This window comes from Candidatus Thermoplasmatota archaeon, assembly GCA_029907305.1.
GTDB lineage: Archaea > Thermoplasmatota > E2 > DHVEG-1 > DHVEG-1 > JARYMC01.
This window is the reverse complement of record JARYMC010000028.1, coordinates 1-14,436: the sequence shown is the minus strand read 5'-3', so window position 1 is coordinate 14,436 and position 14,436 is coordinate 1. Positions and strand designations below refer to the sequence as shown.

Sequence of the window (14,436 nt, the reverse complement as noted above, 5' to 3'; positions counted from 1 at the left end):
TCGAAGTTGCGGTTTACATGGTTAGCAACTTTTGGGTTTTATCCTTTTCTTGGCACATCCCATCTAATAGGAAAAAATGAATGTTTTTTTTTCTTTAATTATTTATTTCGGGATGAAGCCCCAAAAAGGAAAAATTTATACTGCTATAATTTCTTTTGCAACTAAAACAATAGGTCTACCAATAGTGGATTCATCTATTTTTAGAATACCTGTAAAACGATACTTTACCTTCTCAGATAGCGAGATATTAACATCAGAGTAATTCACTGGCAGGCGGATTGTATATTCCGTCAAAGAAGAACCAGAAGGTATTATAATTTTTGTGATAAAACCTCTACCCTCAGCAACCTCATGATAAAAGTATCCAGCAACAGTTATAGTTTTACCAATATATTTGTCGCTATCTCTCAAAACATCATCTGGGGAAAGTACAGCAATCTGCTCATGTTCAGAGCTGGTTAACAGAAAATATGTAGCTATACATATAATTACAACTAACAAAGCTATTATAACAACCCATAGAATTTGTTTAGGATTAAATGCACTCATAACAACCCAAACTACTACTATTGAATAATAAACCTGTTTAAAACTCTATCCTTCTAAACTTATACCATATGTTTTTTCAGGGTTCTCTTTGTGTATCTCATAAGCCTGGTTCTCAGACAGTAAACCTTTTTTGATTAACTCAAACGTTCTTTTAGGAACAGTTTTTGGACTTAGTACAACCCCTGGTCGCCTAGGATCATCTATATAATCAGTCTCCATCATAAAACGTGTACCATCCAATAGGGAACTAACCACGTTTTTTTCACTAGCTAAAACAGATGGCATAAGACCATAGTTATCCTCAAATTTTATCAACGGTGGAGAATAATGCTTAACAATCATATGTGCTGGCAAACCAGCTTTTCTACCCATCTCCACTAGTTCCCTACATAGATCAGGTGTAGTACTCTCAGTATGTAACACAACAGGGACACCAGCTTCCTTAGCCTTTTGCATACCATAAAAAAGAATCTCATTTGAATCAACTAAAACTTCTTCATCAACTGGGAAATGAGGCCTACCTATCTCACCAATTGCTATACACCGATGATCAAGACATAGATCAGCTGCAATATCCATACCATCTCTCATTATCTTAATAGCCTGCTCTCTACCAAAAACCTGCCTCAGTTTAATGTAATCAACAGGATAAGGACCAACAGTAGCAAAAACACCGATATCAACAGCGGAACAAATTATTTTAACCATCTCCAAAGTCTCCAGATAATATGATTCATAGCTTTTTTCTTTCACAACAATATCAACCATCGGCAACTGACATAAAACAAAATGAGTACCACCTGCTTTTTTTAAAATCCTTAACAGCATCTAAAAACCTGCCATCACGCCTCAGGTGAAGATGATTATCAAACACTATCAAATAAAACCAACTCCAAAAAGACTATTTATTAACATGTTTATAAAACAAACTATCACACTATAGTTGATACTCAAAATGTTCTTTTTTAACCCCTTTTTTGACAAACTCTCCAACAATCTGAGCGAGTCGCCAACCAAAATAACTCATAAAAAAAGTAAAAAAACCCATAAGACTATAAACAAATATATCCTTTATAAATTCAAAAAACTGCTGCATAAACAAGATAAACAAACCCAAAACAACATATATAGATACAAGCAAAAAAACCCATCTAAGATTAATAGACGGAAACTTTCTGATTTTATTAACTTTCAAAACATGTCTACTACTAGGAAATACACTCAACGAATAACCTAAGAAACTGGGTTTCTTCTTCGTAAAAATTTTTGATAACCCATTCTTACTGATTTTTCTCCTCAGCACATTTCCTCTCCTGGAAATATTATTCTCGAGTGATCCCAAAACAAACATATTTTAAGTAAGTATAAAAAGCTAATTCGCAGATAATTATGCAGCTATATTGCACATGATTATGCAAATGCAGGAACAAAAAAATATGTATTTTCAAAAGATTTAATAAGCAAATATCAGTTTAATATAACGAACGATGGTGAAAGGAGAGTTCATAGAAGAGGATAATTCAGTTAATTTTATCAAAGAACAAAAAATAAAAGAACAGCTTTTAGACGAAGCATTTAAAAAAGCTGAAATCAAACGTGGAGTTAGACAACCTGATTATAAAAAAAGTAAAAAAACAACCTATGAAAAAAATTTCCCAAAATTATTTATTTTATTAATTCTTGCCGCGATGATCCTTTGGATATGTATCAATTACGTGCCATGGGGATACATTAAATACGATACAGGCAGCTCAAAAATGGAGTTATCTATAAACAGAGATTTTATTTTATATAACGGAAGTGAAAAAACCACTGATACCAATGTAAGCAATGATATCACAAATTTATTTTCCAAATCATATTACCTAGGTTTATCAACTGATGATTTCAGTTCTGCATCACAATTAGCAGAAAACAGCGTTATAGCTCTAATTATACTAGGTATACTTATCACGATATTTTGGGCAATAGATAAACTATTTAATTTTTCAGCTGAGATATTTATCACCATCCATTTTGTTATAGCCGCAATTGTCATTGTTCCATGCATGTTTATTGTTTTATCTGCAGCAAAATTCATAGGAGCACAGATTCTATTATATTACAACATCCATTTTATTACAGCTAAAATACTAACAGTCACTTTTCCCGCAGCTTTCGCTTTAATCACTCTAGGGTTTATAGTTATTAGAATAATGTTCACAGTCATCGGAATGGATTTTAAAGAAATGCAAAAACTGCTAAAAACCAATGTCACAGACACAATAACCCCTAGATATGGTGAATAGAAGATGACAGAAATATTTGTTGCAAGAATCAGAAAAATCACAAGCCTAATTTTGATATCTAGTATAGTTAGCTTAACTTTAATTTCGATTTTACCTTGTTTTGCAGAAGATATCGCTGGAGAAGTATTATATTATAATATAGATGCAATCAAAAACAAAAATCATACTCTACTATATAATTTGAACCTTATTGTTATCTGCAACTGGATTTTGATAGTATTTTCTCTTCTCTCACTTACTGGTACACTTCTCATTGTTTCTAAGAAATATTTGAATGTAGCAAAAATTATGATGCTGATGGTTTGTGCAAACATAATATTTAGTGCTTTATCTGTAATTTTTAGTTGGATCGTAATAAAAGATACAGGTGAGATAAGTGGGGCGCGAACACCATTTATCTTAAGTGGTATATTGCTAAACTATCAATACCTTCCATTGGTTTCATCCGCTATTTCTTTATTTGGGTCTGTGTTATATTTGATATTTGTTCCAAATTTTTATTTTAAGTATTTTAGTGAGTTAAGAAAGCAGAAAAAAATTGAGGAAAAACATTTTGAGGAAAAAAAGGTGCCAGCAAAGCCACTTATAGAAGAAAAAGTTTTTGTCAAAAAACCATCTCCAGAAAAAGTTACATCAGTTCCACCACCGCAACCATTTGTCTCCACAGAAAAAGAGTCATTTGAAGGTTATATACAGGAGGATCATGCTGATTCAGATCTATACCCCGCACCTGAGCGAAGGTTACAAACAAAAAAAGATTTGCTACCAGACGAAAAACCTGCTGACACAAAGATGCTATATGAGAAGACGTTTGAACAAGAAATAGAACCAGATATTGCAAAGCAAGAAGAGTATCCTGAAAAAAAGGAGCAAGAGATTCCATCTCCATTTGAAAAAGCTTTGTCATCTTCCATCGAAAAAAGGCGTACTGGTGCAAATAAAGTTGAGGAGTTTTTTGAACAACCGCCTTTAAAGAAAAAGTTAACGGTTAGATGTCCTGAGTGTAAAAACATTTTTACTGTTGAGAAAGAGGAAGGAGTTTTTGAGATTAAAATTGAGTGCCCTAAGTGTGGTAGAAAGGGTGTGATAAAACAATAAAAAAAAAAAGATTTAGACGTCGGCCACTATTCTTATCACATCACCGTCTTTTAGTTTGTAATCAGATCCTATAATGCGATGTGTTCTAGCATCTATTGCTCTGATGAAATGGTCCCCTATGTCGGTATGAACCTTGTATGCTAGGTCCTTTGCTGTACTTCCACGTGGCATTAGATGTGCATCTGGTAGAATACGCCCTTGTTTATCTGATAGATGTGTCTCGTCCTCAACAGGGTAAACAACGATTAAATCCAGCATTTTAACAGCTTCTTCTATACATTTTTGTATACCTGTGGACCCATATTTTTTAAGAACATGGGTTTTAATATATTCTAGTGCTTTTAGTTGTTTTTCAGTTAACTCCTGTTCTTTTATTATCTTGAAATCACTACTACCTGGGCTGTACTCGATAAAACCTTTTTTTGCTGCATTGTTCAATGCCAACTCAGATTCAGCGCTAGTAGGAACAACAATATATCCTTCTTTCCTTAGTTCTTCTGCTTTCGCCATAAGATTGTCAGGTGCTATATCACATTTGTTGAATGCTATCAACATAGGTTTACTGATTTTTCTTATATACTCTGAGAGTTTTAGTAAATCCTCATCACTCCAAGTGGAAGGCTTCTCCATATTTAGGCTGGTTGTTTTAATAGCGTTATGTATGTGTTCTTCTTTTACCATTAAACCAGTTAGTTTCTCTGCTAGCATCTTATCTATTTTTTTGCCTTCTAGCTCACATCGTCTAGCTATATCCTCCCAGCTTTTTTTAATAATACCCATCAACCAGTATGTTATCTCTTTTCCAAGAAACTCTACATCATGTATTGGATCATATTTACCAGGGGCGCATATGTTTCCTTCTTCATCAGTGCAACCAGAGGCATCCACAATCTGAATAAGAGCATGAGCCTGCCTGAGATCATCAAGAAACTTGTTCCCTAAACCACGGCCCTTATGGGCATCTGGTACTAGGCCTGCTACATCTATAGCCTCAATTGGTACGAACCTAGTCCCATTTATACATTTGGAGTTATGAGGCGTACATTTTACGTTAAAATCTCTGCATGGACATGGTCTACGTACATACATCACACCATGGTTAGCATCTATTGTTGTAAAAGGATAGTTTGCGATCTCTGCATGGGCGTCTGTAGCAGCGTTAAAAAAAGTGGATTTCCCTACATTGGGTTTTCCAACTATACCTATCTGCATGCCCATAATTTCTAACCTATTCCAGTATCTTATCTATCTCATCTACAATATCTGCATTCTTTTCGTATCTTTCAATCTTTTCCTTAATATCAACTCCTATATCGGCAGTGAAAGAAACCCCGTTTTTAGCTAGCAAGGTGCCATTTACAGATGCGGTTTTAGATAGAAATATTTTATCTGCAGACACATCTCCTGCGACACATGTTTTTTCATCAATCTTTATTTCACCATTTGTGTCTATGTTCCCGTGGACAACAACATTTTTACCACAATAAACATCTCCAACAGATTTAAGTGAACCATACACCACAGAGTTATCTCCAATGAAAATATTCCCCTTCACATTGTAGTTCCCCAGAATTTTGCATGTTTTCCCTATGTACAGGTTATTGTCTACACTAGATTTCTGGGTACCAATAACCGAGTCGTTTGGTAAAAAAAGAAACACCTCTGATATCGGTATGGTTTTTACTTCGTTTTCTTCAAGCTCTTTTAGTATCCTCTCGATTTCCTCACTACGACCCATTTTCAAAAGCTGCAAAAGATATATAAAAATATATATAACAATTGGTATCGGGTTACGAATATTTATCCAACCCTTCGCCTCAAAACCCTTCTCAATCTCAACATTATCACCAACATCAAGATCACCCTTCAAAGAAAGCTTACCATTTATCCTAGTCTTCTCACCAATAAAAACATTACCACCACTAATAACATCCCCACCTATACTAGAAAAGATGTCAACCCGGATATCACCACCAGCCTCCAAACCACCCTCGATTATAGCATGTTCACCAACAAAAATCCTACCATCTGTCTTAACACCAAACTGAACCTTACACCTATCACCAATTACAACATCACCATTTGTAACTATAAAAAGCTCCTCAAACCTTGTCTTATCAGGGATAATAAAAGTCTTCCTATCAAAAACCATATCTCATCAACCATATAACCAATTGTGTTATAAATGCAACGACACCTACGTCACAAAAACATAAAATTATTCTGTTAACCACTCCTCATCAATCCGCTTATACTCTGCTAATTCCTTAGGCTTAAACCACAGGTTTATCTCAAACTCAGCAGTCTCAGGACCATCTGAACCATGAACAATATTACGACCAATAAACTGACCAAAATCACCACGTATAGTACCCATCTCAGCCTTCAAAGGATCGGTCTTACCCATCATACCCCTAACCATCTCAATAACATTATCACCCTCCAAAACCATGGCAACAACAGGAGAAGAAGTGATGTATTTAACAGTAGGTTCAAAAAAAGGTTTACCCCTATGGACACCATAATGTTTCTCAGCAAGATCCCTGCTCACAGAAACAAGCTTCATAGCAACAATTTTAATACCTTTTTTTTCAAAACGACTAATAATCTCACCAACGAGACCACGCTGTACACCATCAGGCTTAATCATCACAAACGTTCTCTCTTTTACCATAACAATTTCACCTTTTGATGGGTTGAGATATACATGCCCTTTATAGAATTAACGTTTTTAGGATAAAGATTGAGCAAACAAATACAAAATGAAAGTAGATAGGTTAAAAATCATATGCGCAGTTATTGCAGAATAAAGATTCTTTGTTTTAACAACGATAAAACCTAAAAAAACACCCATAATCACAGGCATAACAACAGGATAAATTTTACCATATGATATATGAGCTAATCCAAATAACACAGCTGTAATAAAAATAGCTATCATATCGCCAGCAACCAAACCGATTTTTTCAAATAAAAAACCCCTAAAAAATATTTCTTCACTAATTGATTGAAAAATAATCACAAAAAACATAGAAGCAACAGATAGGTTACTTGCTAATTCTTTAATATTTGATAGATTCTCTTCGCTAATTTTTGTACCATAATAAAGTATCATACCTATCGCAAAAACTATGACAAACATAATAATAGCTGCTAATATGCCCCATAAAAAAGCAGAATCTATCCCCTCCCATCTAAGTTTCAGATGATTAAACATATCCCTTATAGAATATCTATTTACAAGTATATACCACACAAACGGGGCACCAACAAATATTAAAACCGTAATAGTTGAACTAAATAATATCATAGTTTCTGTAAGTTTCATCGTATCCACAGTAGGAAAATAACCCAAAAAAGACAAAACCGGTAAAACATATAAAATAGAAAAAATAAATATCATCACGAGCAGAGCAAAAACATGAGTAGGTTTTTTAATACTGAAATCCATCGAATGTTGTTATCACATGATATTTGATAAAAGTTTTTAAATATTTGAGTATGTTACCAAAAAAACATTGGGCCTGTGGGGTAGCTTGGTCGATCCTTTTAGCTTTGGGAGCTAGAGACCCCGATTCAAATTCGGGCAGGCCCACTACCATTATCCCATTTCTTATGCAACACTAGTTTTATAGGAATATTTTTAATACCAAAACAGATTTGTATATGCAAGTATATACGCAGGCAGATGGGATGAAACAAAAAACTCTAGTTATAATATTAATAACTCTATTATCTATTAACTGCATTTATTCTCTTATTAGCACCAACAACTGTACGGCTGACATTTTACCAAAATTTTATGTAGATGATGACTACGACAGCTCTACACCAGGTTGGCATATTGATCATTTTAATAAAATACAAGACGCAATCAATAATGCATCTGCTGGAGATAGAATAATAGTATACCGTGGTACATATGACGAAAAACTGACAATAAACAAAAAACTGGATGTATTTGGTGAAAGCAGAGACATAGTGATAATTAACTGGGGTGGTTCAGGCGATGTAATAACAATTAATACACAATATGTAAACATAAGTCACTTCACCATCAAAAACAGTGGCAGTAACAAAGGCAATGCTATAGTAAAAATAAACTATGGTAATTCAATAATCACAGATAACATAATATCAGACGGAAAAATAGGAATTTTTGTCAATAATAGTAATAATAATCTAATATATGACAATATAATAACAAACAATGATGGCGATGGTATTCAATTAAAACAATCAAACAATAATGATATAACCTACAACAATATAACAAACAACTCAAATGGTATATTCTTTTATAGTTCGTCTAGTAACACAATTGAAAACAATGTTATACAAGATAACAGCGATAATGGTGTTTTCTTAAGTCAAACAAGCAACGATAACACCATCATGTACAACAATATATCTGGAAATAGCCGAAATGGCATATACCTACATGATCATTGTGATTACACAAAAAAAATATCAAATAATCAAATCTACAGCAACGGTGACAGTGGGATAAGAATAGAAAACTCAAGCTTTACATTCGAGATTAGTAATAACATCATCGTTAGCAACACTAATTATGGGATCATGATAGTAGGTTCAAGCAATAAAATCCAAACGAATATTGTTGAGTTCAACAAAAAACACGGTATATTTCTATTTGCTGATGATAACAATACCATCTCAGATAATATCATAAATGGAAACACTTACGATGGAATAAGACTATATAATTCCACAGACGACACAATATATGGAAACAAGATCTACGCCAATTCAGGATATGGGGTGTACATGGATTTTTTCACCACATCAAATTTGGTTTACAACAACTTATTCTATGACAATACACACAATGCATATGATACAAGTATAAGTCGTAATAACAGTTGGTATAAACAAAAAACCACGGGAACAAACATATTACAACAAACCTATATCGGTGGCAACTACTGGGACGACTACACTGGAAGCGACAATGATATTGACGGCTTTGGGGATACACCCTACATAATACATGGAAACAACAAAGATGAACTCCCAATCGTAGACACTACTGCCCCTATGATAACAAGCGTAGAAGCAAAACCATCTTCAGTAAAAACAGGAGGCTACATATACATATCAGCTATAGTTACAGACAATTCACAAGAAGTATCTGCTGTTTACCTAAACATAACAAAACCAGATGGAAAAACAATAGGGTTTCCAATAACACAAAACAAAACAGGAACAACATACTATTGCAATAAAGCCTACGCAGCTGTTGGGACATACAAATTCTACATTAAAGCAAAAGATGCAAGAAATAACTGGAAATCTACATCCACCTCCCAAGAATATTTTGAGATAATAGAAGGAACACCACCAACTGTAACAGATAAATCCCCAACTACAGGCTCACCAGGTAATAAATACACTTTTAATGCGTCTGTAAAAGACGATAGCGATGATCCATCAAATCTCACAGTTAAGGTTTGTTGGAACCATGGGACTCTTGGTGGCACACAGGTTCTAAAAAACACAAATGGTAACTATTTTGTTTTAGATGTAACACTAGATAAAACCCTTAGCAAAATGAGTTATTATTTCATAGCAAACGATACATCAGGTAATATAGTCCAGACAGCTAGAAAAAACGTAACAATGATAGACAAAGAGCCGCCAGAGATATCAATAAATAAATATGGTCAATCTTTCGCTGCTCTGCCAAACAGTTACACGTATGAGGCGACGATAACTGATAACCATGAGGTATCAAAAGTTACTATAGAGTACTGGTATGAAGGCAGCGAACATGTAACTGTTGATATGGACAAAGAAGATGAAAACAATTACAAAAAAATTATAATACCCCCTGGTGCACCAAGTCAATTATACTGTGTTATTTATGCAACAGATGTATCTGGGAACAAAAATGATACAAAAAGACCGTTTGCAGATGCAAATGGTCCATATCATGGGGTTGTAGCAAGTGAGATAACCTTCAACGGAACAGGTAGTTTCGACCTCGATGGTAGTATTGTAAGTTACAGCTGGAGTTTTGGAGATGGCACTACTGGAACTGGAGTATCACCTAAACATACATATTCAACAAACGGCAATTATACTGTCACACTAACAGTAACAGATAACGAGGGTAAAACAGGTTCTGATACAACCTACGTGAATATCTCTGAGTTCATTCAGACTAAAACAACCCCTGAAATACTCGAGTATCTGAATAATAAATACAGTATCAACCTCACTGAACTATTTTATAGCTTTGACTCAGATGGAGATGGTGTCCAAGATGGGTTCTATGACCCAAACGATGTGTTAAAATCAACGCACACAGGCCGTATAAACATAAGTGGAGACATCTGTTTCCTGATATCAATCAATGATACAATAATACCAGAGTTTATATGGAATATCACAGAAAACAAAATCGTACTGGTATCACATGTTTCATGTTCTATCATAGATGTTATTGAAGATAAAGATGAGGATAGTGCAACTGTGAAAGTGAAAGCCCAGAAGACAAATGGATGGATCTTTTTTGATGTAGAAGACAAATTCCCTAAAGCTACGCAACTTGTTGTGAAAAAGAATGATGTTTTGATAAATTCAGATCGTTTTTGGAGGAAAAACAACAAAGTTTGTGTTTTGGATGATCCTGAAACAGAATACCAGTTGATATACAATGATATTACTCCTCCTACTCCTGGTTTAGATCACGCTGTTTTTATTCCTCCATCTGGTAGTAGAATTAGCAAAGACAACCCTAACATAACTATCTCCTATGCTAGTCCAGTTGAGATTGTATATGTAGATTTTTACAACATCAATTCTCTGGAAGGGATCACTACAGGTGATGGTAATCTAATTTTGTTTACCGATGACAACAAGACTTTCAGTTTTACTCCTCCTGGTACTCTTGAGAGCGGTAATTATAGGCTTGATGTACTTGTAAAAGACCAAAATAATAATAGGGTTGGTGACACCGCTTATTACACGTTCGTTTCTTATATAGTGAGTGAAGAGGGGATTAAATTTTCGTGGTTATGGATAGCACTATTCGGTGGAGTGGCTATAGCATTTGCGGTGTTATTGTTTTTTGCTTTTAAATATAAACTTTTTAAAGTTGAGAGTTTTATTTATGTTAGGAACAAGAAGATACTGCCTTTCTTTAAACCAGTGATATTTGGTCCATTTACTCTGGATATAGATGATAAGAGGGTTAGTAAAGCTGAGTTTTATGTAAATGGTAAACTTAAGGATACAGTTACAAAGGAGCCGTTTACGATGAAATGGGATGAAAAAGCGTTTATGAAACAAACTATCGAGGCTAAGGTTTATGATGAGTATGGTAACAGTAGCACTACTGGTGAGATGACCTTTTTTGTTTTTAATTTACCCAAGTTTTTTAAATAAGTTTTTATAAGTTTTTTGTTGTGAAAAAAATAACAAGTTTTATTTTATCTGCTGTATTATTTGAATACATGCATGTTCATTGTATATATGGTCGTAATTTTGATTCAAATATTTATGTTATAACTGGTGAGAAAACGACTATTATTGATTGTGGCACAGGTTTGAACAATGAATGGGTTGTCAGAGAAGTTAAAAAATTAGTTGATCCTGTTTCTATAAAACAGATTATCATCACACATGAACATTTTGATCATTGCGGCGGTGTTAGGAAATTGTTTGAGTTAACAGAAAGCAAAGCAAAAATCATGGCCCATAAAGAGGCATCTGATAAAATAGAGCGTGGTGAAAGTGATTTTGCGAAGATGCTTGGTGGTGTGATGCCTAAGATGCCAGTTGATGTCAAATTAAAAGATGGAGATACTGTTATTGTTGGTGATGAAAAATTTGAGGTTCTTCATACGCCTGGTCATACGCCTGGTAGCATGTGCTTGTATAGTAAAGCAAGTAAGACTTTGATTTCTGGTGACACTATTTTTTCTGGTGGCTGGTTTGGTAGATATGATTTCCCTAGTGGAGACAAGCATCTTTTGAGGCAGTCTATTGAGCGCTTGGCTAAGCTTGATGTCGTTAATCTTTACCCTGGTCATGAGCCTATAGTTGAGGGTGATGGTAGGAAACATATGATGATGGTTTTGGAGAATATAAGGAGCGACTTGTTATGGTTATGCCTAGTCCAAGGAATATTCTAAATGGTTTGAAGTGGAGAGAAGGTTTTGATTTGGCCAAGGCTGAGATATGGTATGTTCATAGAGGGGCACCAAATGATACTAAGATCATCTCTGGCAGTGATATTGTAGCGCTTGAGAGATCATTTATGCATACTGTTAATGCCATGATACCATATCATAGGATCTTAAAAATTGTTTATGATGGAAAGATTATTTTTGAGCGGAGACACTAAAAAGGGCATTGTTGTTAATAAACCAGCAAATTAATTATCAGTAAAATTTATATATTAAAAGTCATATAAATCTTATGGGTGAAGGATGAACAAGCAACAAAAATGCCCAAAATGCGGGGAATTAATGAAATACATACCAATAAAAAGACTTGATTCAATATTAATGATAGAGTTGTACTGCGACAGATGCGAAGAATCAATAACCATGTACCCTGATAGCGGCAAAATAAAATTTGAACAAGCAAAATTTTTCTAAAACAACATCAACACAATATCATAGGATATGTTTTTATTACACCAAAATATTCACAACAAAGTAGACTATGAAAATTATACCGGTTGCATCAGACTCACTTGGCGTAAGATCAATGGCAACATACATTGAAACAAAAGATTGCAAGATTTTCATAGACCCATCAGCAGCACTTGGACCTAATAGATATGGCCTCCCACCAGCTCAAAAAGAACTAGAAGCACTATATAAAACAAAAAAGAAAATCGCAGAAATAGCAAAAGAATGTGATATCATAGTAATATCCCATTATCATTTTGATCATTACGACCCAGATGAAGATTTTTACAAAAACAAAAAAGTTTTTGCCAAAGATATATCAAACAATATCAATAAATCCCAGAAGGAAAGAGGAACTGATTTCAAAAAAATAGTTGAAAACAAATGTGATTTAATATACTGTGACAACTCAGAACATAAAATTGGCAGCACAAAAATTATTTTTTCTCAGCCTTTTTTCCATGGACCTGAAAAAGTGGCACTAGGTTATGTGTTGATGACAACAATCTATGATGGCAAAAAAAGAATAACACATTCATCCGATGTTCAAGGACCTGTAACAAAAGACGCAAAGGATTACATAATTGAACAGAAACCTGATCTACTCATCATGGATGGTCCACCAACTATTTTTCTAGGCTGGAAGTTTAGTAAAAAAAACCTTGAGGATGCATCAAACAATCTTGTAGAGATAATAGAAAAAACTGGATGCGATGTTATCCTAGATCATCATCTATTAAGAGATCTGAAATATAAAGAGGTTTTTCCTAAACCATATGAAAAAGGTGGCATGAGGGTAAAAACTTTCGCAGAATATTTAGGTAAAGAAAACAATACCCTTGAGGCACATAGGAAAGAGCTATGGGGTAAATAACATGGGTTTAATCGAGAGATTAGAGAAAAATATTGCTAAGCTGGAAAAAAGAATAGCAAAAGAAGAGATGAGGATCACAGACCTGCAGTTAAAATGTGATAGTAAAAAAATAACAAAAGCTGATTTTACTATAAAAAAGAAGCTTATCGAAGAAAGAATCAATGGTATGAAATCAAGAATCCGTATCCTCCAAGGTGGTATAGTTAGAGAGAAACAAAACCTAGAGAAAAAAGCTGAGGAGAAAAAAAAGAAGGAAGAAGAAAAACTTAAGAAAAAAGAAGAGAAAGAAAAGAAGAAAGAAGAAAAAATTGAGAAAAAATAGTGTTAGATATCAAAAGGAAAAAAAAATAGGTTATGTCCATTGTTATTATGAGTGGAGACATCACCCAGGTTCGTTGTGATGCTATTGTTAATCCTGCTAATTCTTATGGCTACATGGGCGGGGGTGTTGCAGGTACAATAAAACGCGTTGGTGGTATACAGATCGAGAGAGAAGCTGTTTCTAAAGCACCGATAAAAGTTGGTGAAGCAGTTGCAACAACAGCAGGTAACCTACCATGTAAATACGTTATACATGCACCAACGATGAAACAACCAGCTACGAAAATTGGTTTAGAAAACGTAAAACTTGCAACACAAGCAGCCTTAGATCTTGCTGTGAAACTAAACATCAAAAGTATTGCTATACCTGGTATGGGTACTGGTGTTGGTGGTGTGCCAGCAGATAATGCTGCTAAGGCTATAGTAAGTATCACAAAAAAATTTGAGAATAAGTTTGAAAAAATAGTTTTAATAGATAGAAACGATGAGATGGTAGAATCATTTAAAAAAATTCTATGAATGAACCAAAAATACTGTGAATGGAAATAAACAAAAAAATTTTTATCTAACTTGACAATGTCACATTATGAATAGCCTATCTCAATTTACCCCCTCATTATTCAACCATCTTCAATTTTAACAT

16 protein-coding genes and 1 tRNA gene are annotated in these 14,436 nt (G+C 34.3%); 10 read left to right on the top strand and 7 right to left on the bottom strand.

Going from position 1 to position 14,436, the window contains the following annotated elements:
- Positions 1-135 precede the first annotated feature (135 nt).
- The 3 genes from QHH19_03240 to QHH19_03230 all read right to left on the bottom strand — a co-directional run bounded on the left by QHH19_03240 (position 136) and on the right by QHH19_03230 (position 1,852).
- Positions 136-549 carry a hypothetical protein gene (locus tag QHH19_03240; protein ID MDH7517338.1) on the bottom strand — a complete coding sequence of 138 codons (414 nt, stop codon included), beginning with the start codon at positions 547-549 and terminating at the stop codon, positions 136-138.
- Between the two features lie 45 nt (positions 550-594).
- Positions 595-1,377, bottom strand: coding sequence for a TatD family hydrolase (locus tag QHH19_03235; protein MDH7517337.1), 783 nt, complete (start codon positions 1,375-1,377; stop codon positions 595-597).
- 109 nt (positions 1,378-1,486) lie between these two features.
- The gene (locus QHH19_03230; GenBank protein MDH7517336.1) at positions 1,487-1,852 is read right to left on the bottom strand and encodes a hypothetical protein; all 366 of its coding nucleotides are present in this window, start codon (positions 1,850-1,852) and stop codon (positions 1,487-1,489) included.
- Positions 1,853-2,036: 184 nt separating this feature from the next.
- Here QHH19_03230 and QHH19_03225 point away from each other — a divergent pair, with 184 nt between their 5' ends.
- On the top strand, positions 2,037-2,837 hold the full coding sequence (locus QHH19_03225; protein ID MDH7517335.1) for a hypothetical protein: 801 nt from the start codon (positions 2,037-2,039) through the stop codon (positions 2,835-2,837).
- A 3-nt stretch (positions 2,838-2,840) separates the two neighbouring features.
- Positions 2,841-3,935 carry a hypothetical protein gene (locus QHH19_03220; GenBank protein ID MDH7517334.1) on the top strand — a complete coding sequence of 365 codons (1,095 nt, stop codon included), beginning with the start codon at positions 2,841-2,843 and terminating at the stop codon, positions 3,933-3,935.
- Positions 3,936-3,947: 12 nt separating this feature from the next.
- Here QHH19_03220 and QHH19_03215 read toward each other — a convergent pair whose 3' ends face one another.
- From QHH19_03215 to QHH19_03200, 4 genes are all read right to left on the bottom strand, one after another.
- A complete protein-coding gene (locus QHH19_03215) occupies positions 3,948-5,153 on the bottom strand; it encodes a redox-regulated ATPase YchF (GenBank protein ID MDH7517333.1) in 1,206 nt (401 codons plus the stop codon).
- Positions 5,154-5,163: 10 nt separating this feature from the next.
- Positions 5,164-6,087 (bottom strand): polymer-forming cytoskeletal protein, encoded by a 924-nt coding sequence (locus QHH19_03210; GenBank protein ID MDH7517332.1) that lies wholly within the window; start codon positions 6,085-6,087, stop codon positions 5,164-5,166.
- Positions 6,088-6,153: 66 nt separating this feature from the next.
- Positions 6,154-6,609, bottom strand: a complete 456-nt coding sequence (gene ndk / locus QHH19_03205) for a nucleoside-diphosphate kinase (protein MDH7517331.1) — start codon at positions 6,607-6,609, stop codon at positions 6,154-6,156.
- 57 nt (positions 6,610-6,666) lie between these two features.
- On the bottom strand, positions 6,667-7,386 hold the full coding sequence (locus QHH19_03200; protein ID MDH7517330.1) for a type II CAAX endopeptidase family protein: 720 nt from the start codon (positions 7,384-7,386) through the stop codon (positions 6,667-6,669).
- 69 nt (positions 7,387-7,455) lie between these two features.
- Here QHH19_03200 and QHH19_03195 point away from each other — a divergent pair.
- The 8 genes from QHH19_03195 (at position 7,456) to QHH19_03160 (ending at position 14,312) form a co-directional block, all read left to right on the top strand.
- Positions 7,456-7,530: transfer RNA gene (locus QHH19_03195), tRNA-Pro, on the top strand.
- A 98-nt stretch (positions 7,531-7,628) separates the two neighbouring features.
- Complete coding sequence (locus tag QHH19_03190) at positions 7,629-11,345, top strand: NosD domain-containing protein (protein ID MDH7517329.1); 3,717 nt, start codon at positions 7,629-7,631, stop codon at positions 11,343-11,345.
- A gap of 20 nt (positions 11,346-11,365) precedes the next feature.
- Positions 11,366-12,094 (top strand): MBL fold metallo-hydrolase, encoded by a 729-nt coding sequence (locus tag QHH19_03185; protein MDH7517328.1) that lies wholly within the window; start codon positions 11,366-11,368, stop codon positions 12,092-12,094.
- On the top strand, positions 12,064-12,306 hold the full coding sequence (locus QHH19_03180) for a DUF504 domain-containing protein (GenBank protein MDH7517327.1): 243 nt from the start codon (positions 12,064-12,066) through the stop codon (positions 12,304-12,306). The genes QHH19_03185 and QHH19_03180 overlap by 31 nt, the downstream gene beginning before the upstream one ends.
- 85 nt (positions 12,307-12,391) lie before the next feature.
- Complete coding sequence (locus tag QHH19_03175; protein MDH7517326.1) at positions 12,392-12,562, top strand: hypothetical protein; 171 nt, start codon at positions 12,392-12,394, stop codon at positions 12,560-12,562.
- Positions 12,563-12,629: 67 nt separating this feature from the next.
- On the top strand, positions 12,630-13,472 hold the full coding sequence (locus QHH19_03170; GenBank protein MDH7517325.1) for an MBL fold metallo-hydrolase: 843 nt from the start codon (positions 12,630-12,632) through the stop codon (positions 13,470-13,472).
- A 1-nt stretch (position 13,473) separates the two neighbouring features.
- Entirely contained in the window at positions 13,474-13,794 is a 321-nt protein-coding gene (locus tag QHH19_03165; GenBank protein MDH7517324.1) for a hypothetical protein, read from the top strand.
- 47 nt (positions 13,795-13,841) lie between these two features.
- Positions 13,842-14,312, top strand: coding sequence for a macro domain-containing protein (locus QHH19_03160; GenBank protein ID MDH7517323.1), 471 nt, complete (start codon positions 13,842-13,844; stop codon positions 14,310-14,312).
- Positions 14,313-14,436 lie beyond the last annotated feature (124 nt).

Coding starts and splice junctions, on each gene's coding strand:
- QHH19_03240 (MDH7517338.1), bottom strand. CDS start 549: ATGAGTGCATTTAATCCTAAACAAATTCTATGGGTTGTTATAATAGCT.
- QHH19_03235 (MDH7517337.1), bottom strand. CDS start 1,377: ATGCTGTTAAGGATTTTAAAAAAAGCAGGTGGTACTCATTTTGTTTTA.
- QHH19_03225 (MDH7517335.1), top strand. CDS start 2,037: ATGGTGAAAGGAGAGTTCATAGAAGAGGATAATTCAGTTAATTTTATC.
- QHH19_03220 (MDH7517334.1), top strand. CDS start 2,841: ATGACAGAAATATTTGTTGCAAGAATCAGAAAAATCACAAGCCTAATT.
- QHH19_03215 (MDH7517333.1), bottom strand. CDS start 5,153: ATGGGCATGCAGATAGGTATAGTTGGAAAACCCAATGTAGGGAAATCC.
- QHH19_03210 (MDH7517332.1), bottom strand. CDS start 6,087: ATGGTTTTTGATAGGAAGACTTTTATTATCCCTGATAAGACAAGGTTT.
- ndk (MDH7517331.1), bottom strand. CDS start 6,609: ATGGTAAAAGAGAGAACGTTTGTGATGATTAAGCCTGATGGTGTACAG.
- QHH19_03200 (MDH7517330.1), bottom strand. CDS start 7,386: ATGGATTTCAGTATTAAAAAACCTACTCATGTTTTTGCTCTGCTCGTG.
- QHH19_03190 (MDH7517329.1), top strand. CDS start 7,629: ATGAAACAAAAAACTCTAGTTATAATATTAATAACTCTATTATCTATT.
- QHH19_03180 (MDH7517327.1), top strand. CDS start 12,064: ATGGTTATGCCTAGTCCAAGGAATATTCTAAATGGTTTGAAGTGGAGA.
- QHH19_03175 (MDH7517326.1), top strand. CDS start 12,392: ATGAACAAGCAACAAAAATGCCCAAAATGCGGGGAATTAATGAAATAC.
- QHH19_03170 (MDH7517325.1), top strand. CDS start 12,630: ATGAAAATTATACCGGTTGCATCAGACTCACTTGGCGTAAGATCAATG.
- QHH19_03165 (MDH7517324.1), top strand. CDS start 13,474: ATGGGTTTAATCGAGAGATTAGAGAAAAATATTGCTAAGCTGGAAAAA.
- QHH19_03160 (MDH7517323.1), top strand. CDS start 13,842: ATGAGTGGAGACATCACCCAGGTTCGTTGTGATGCTATTGTTAATCCT.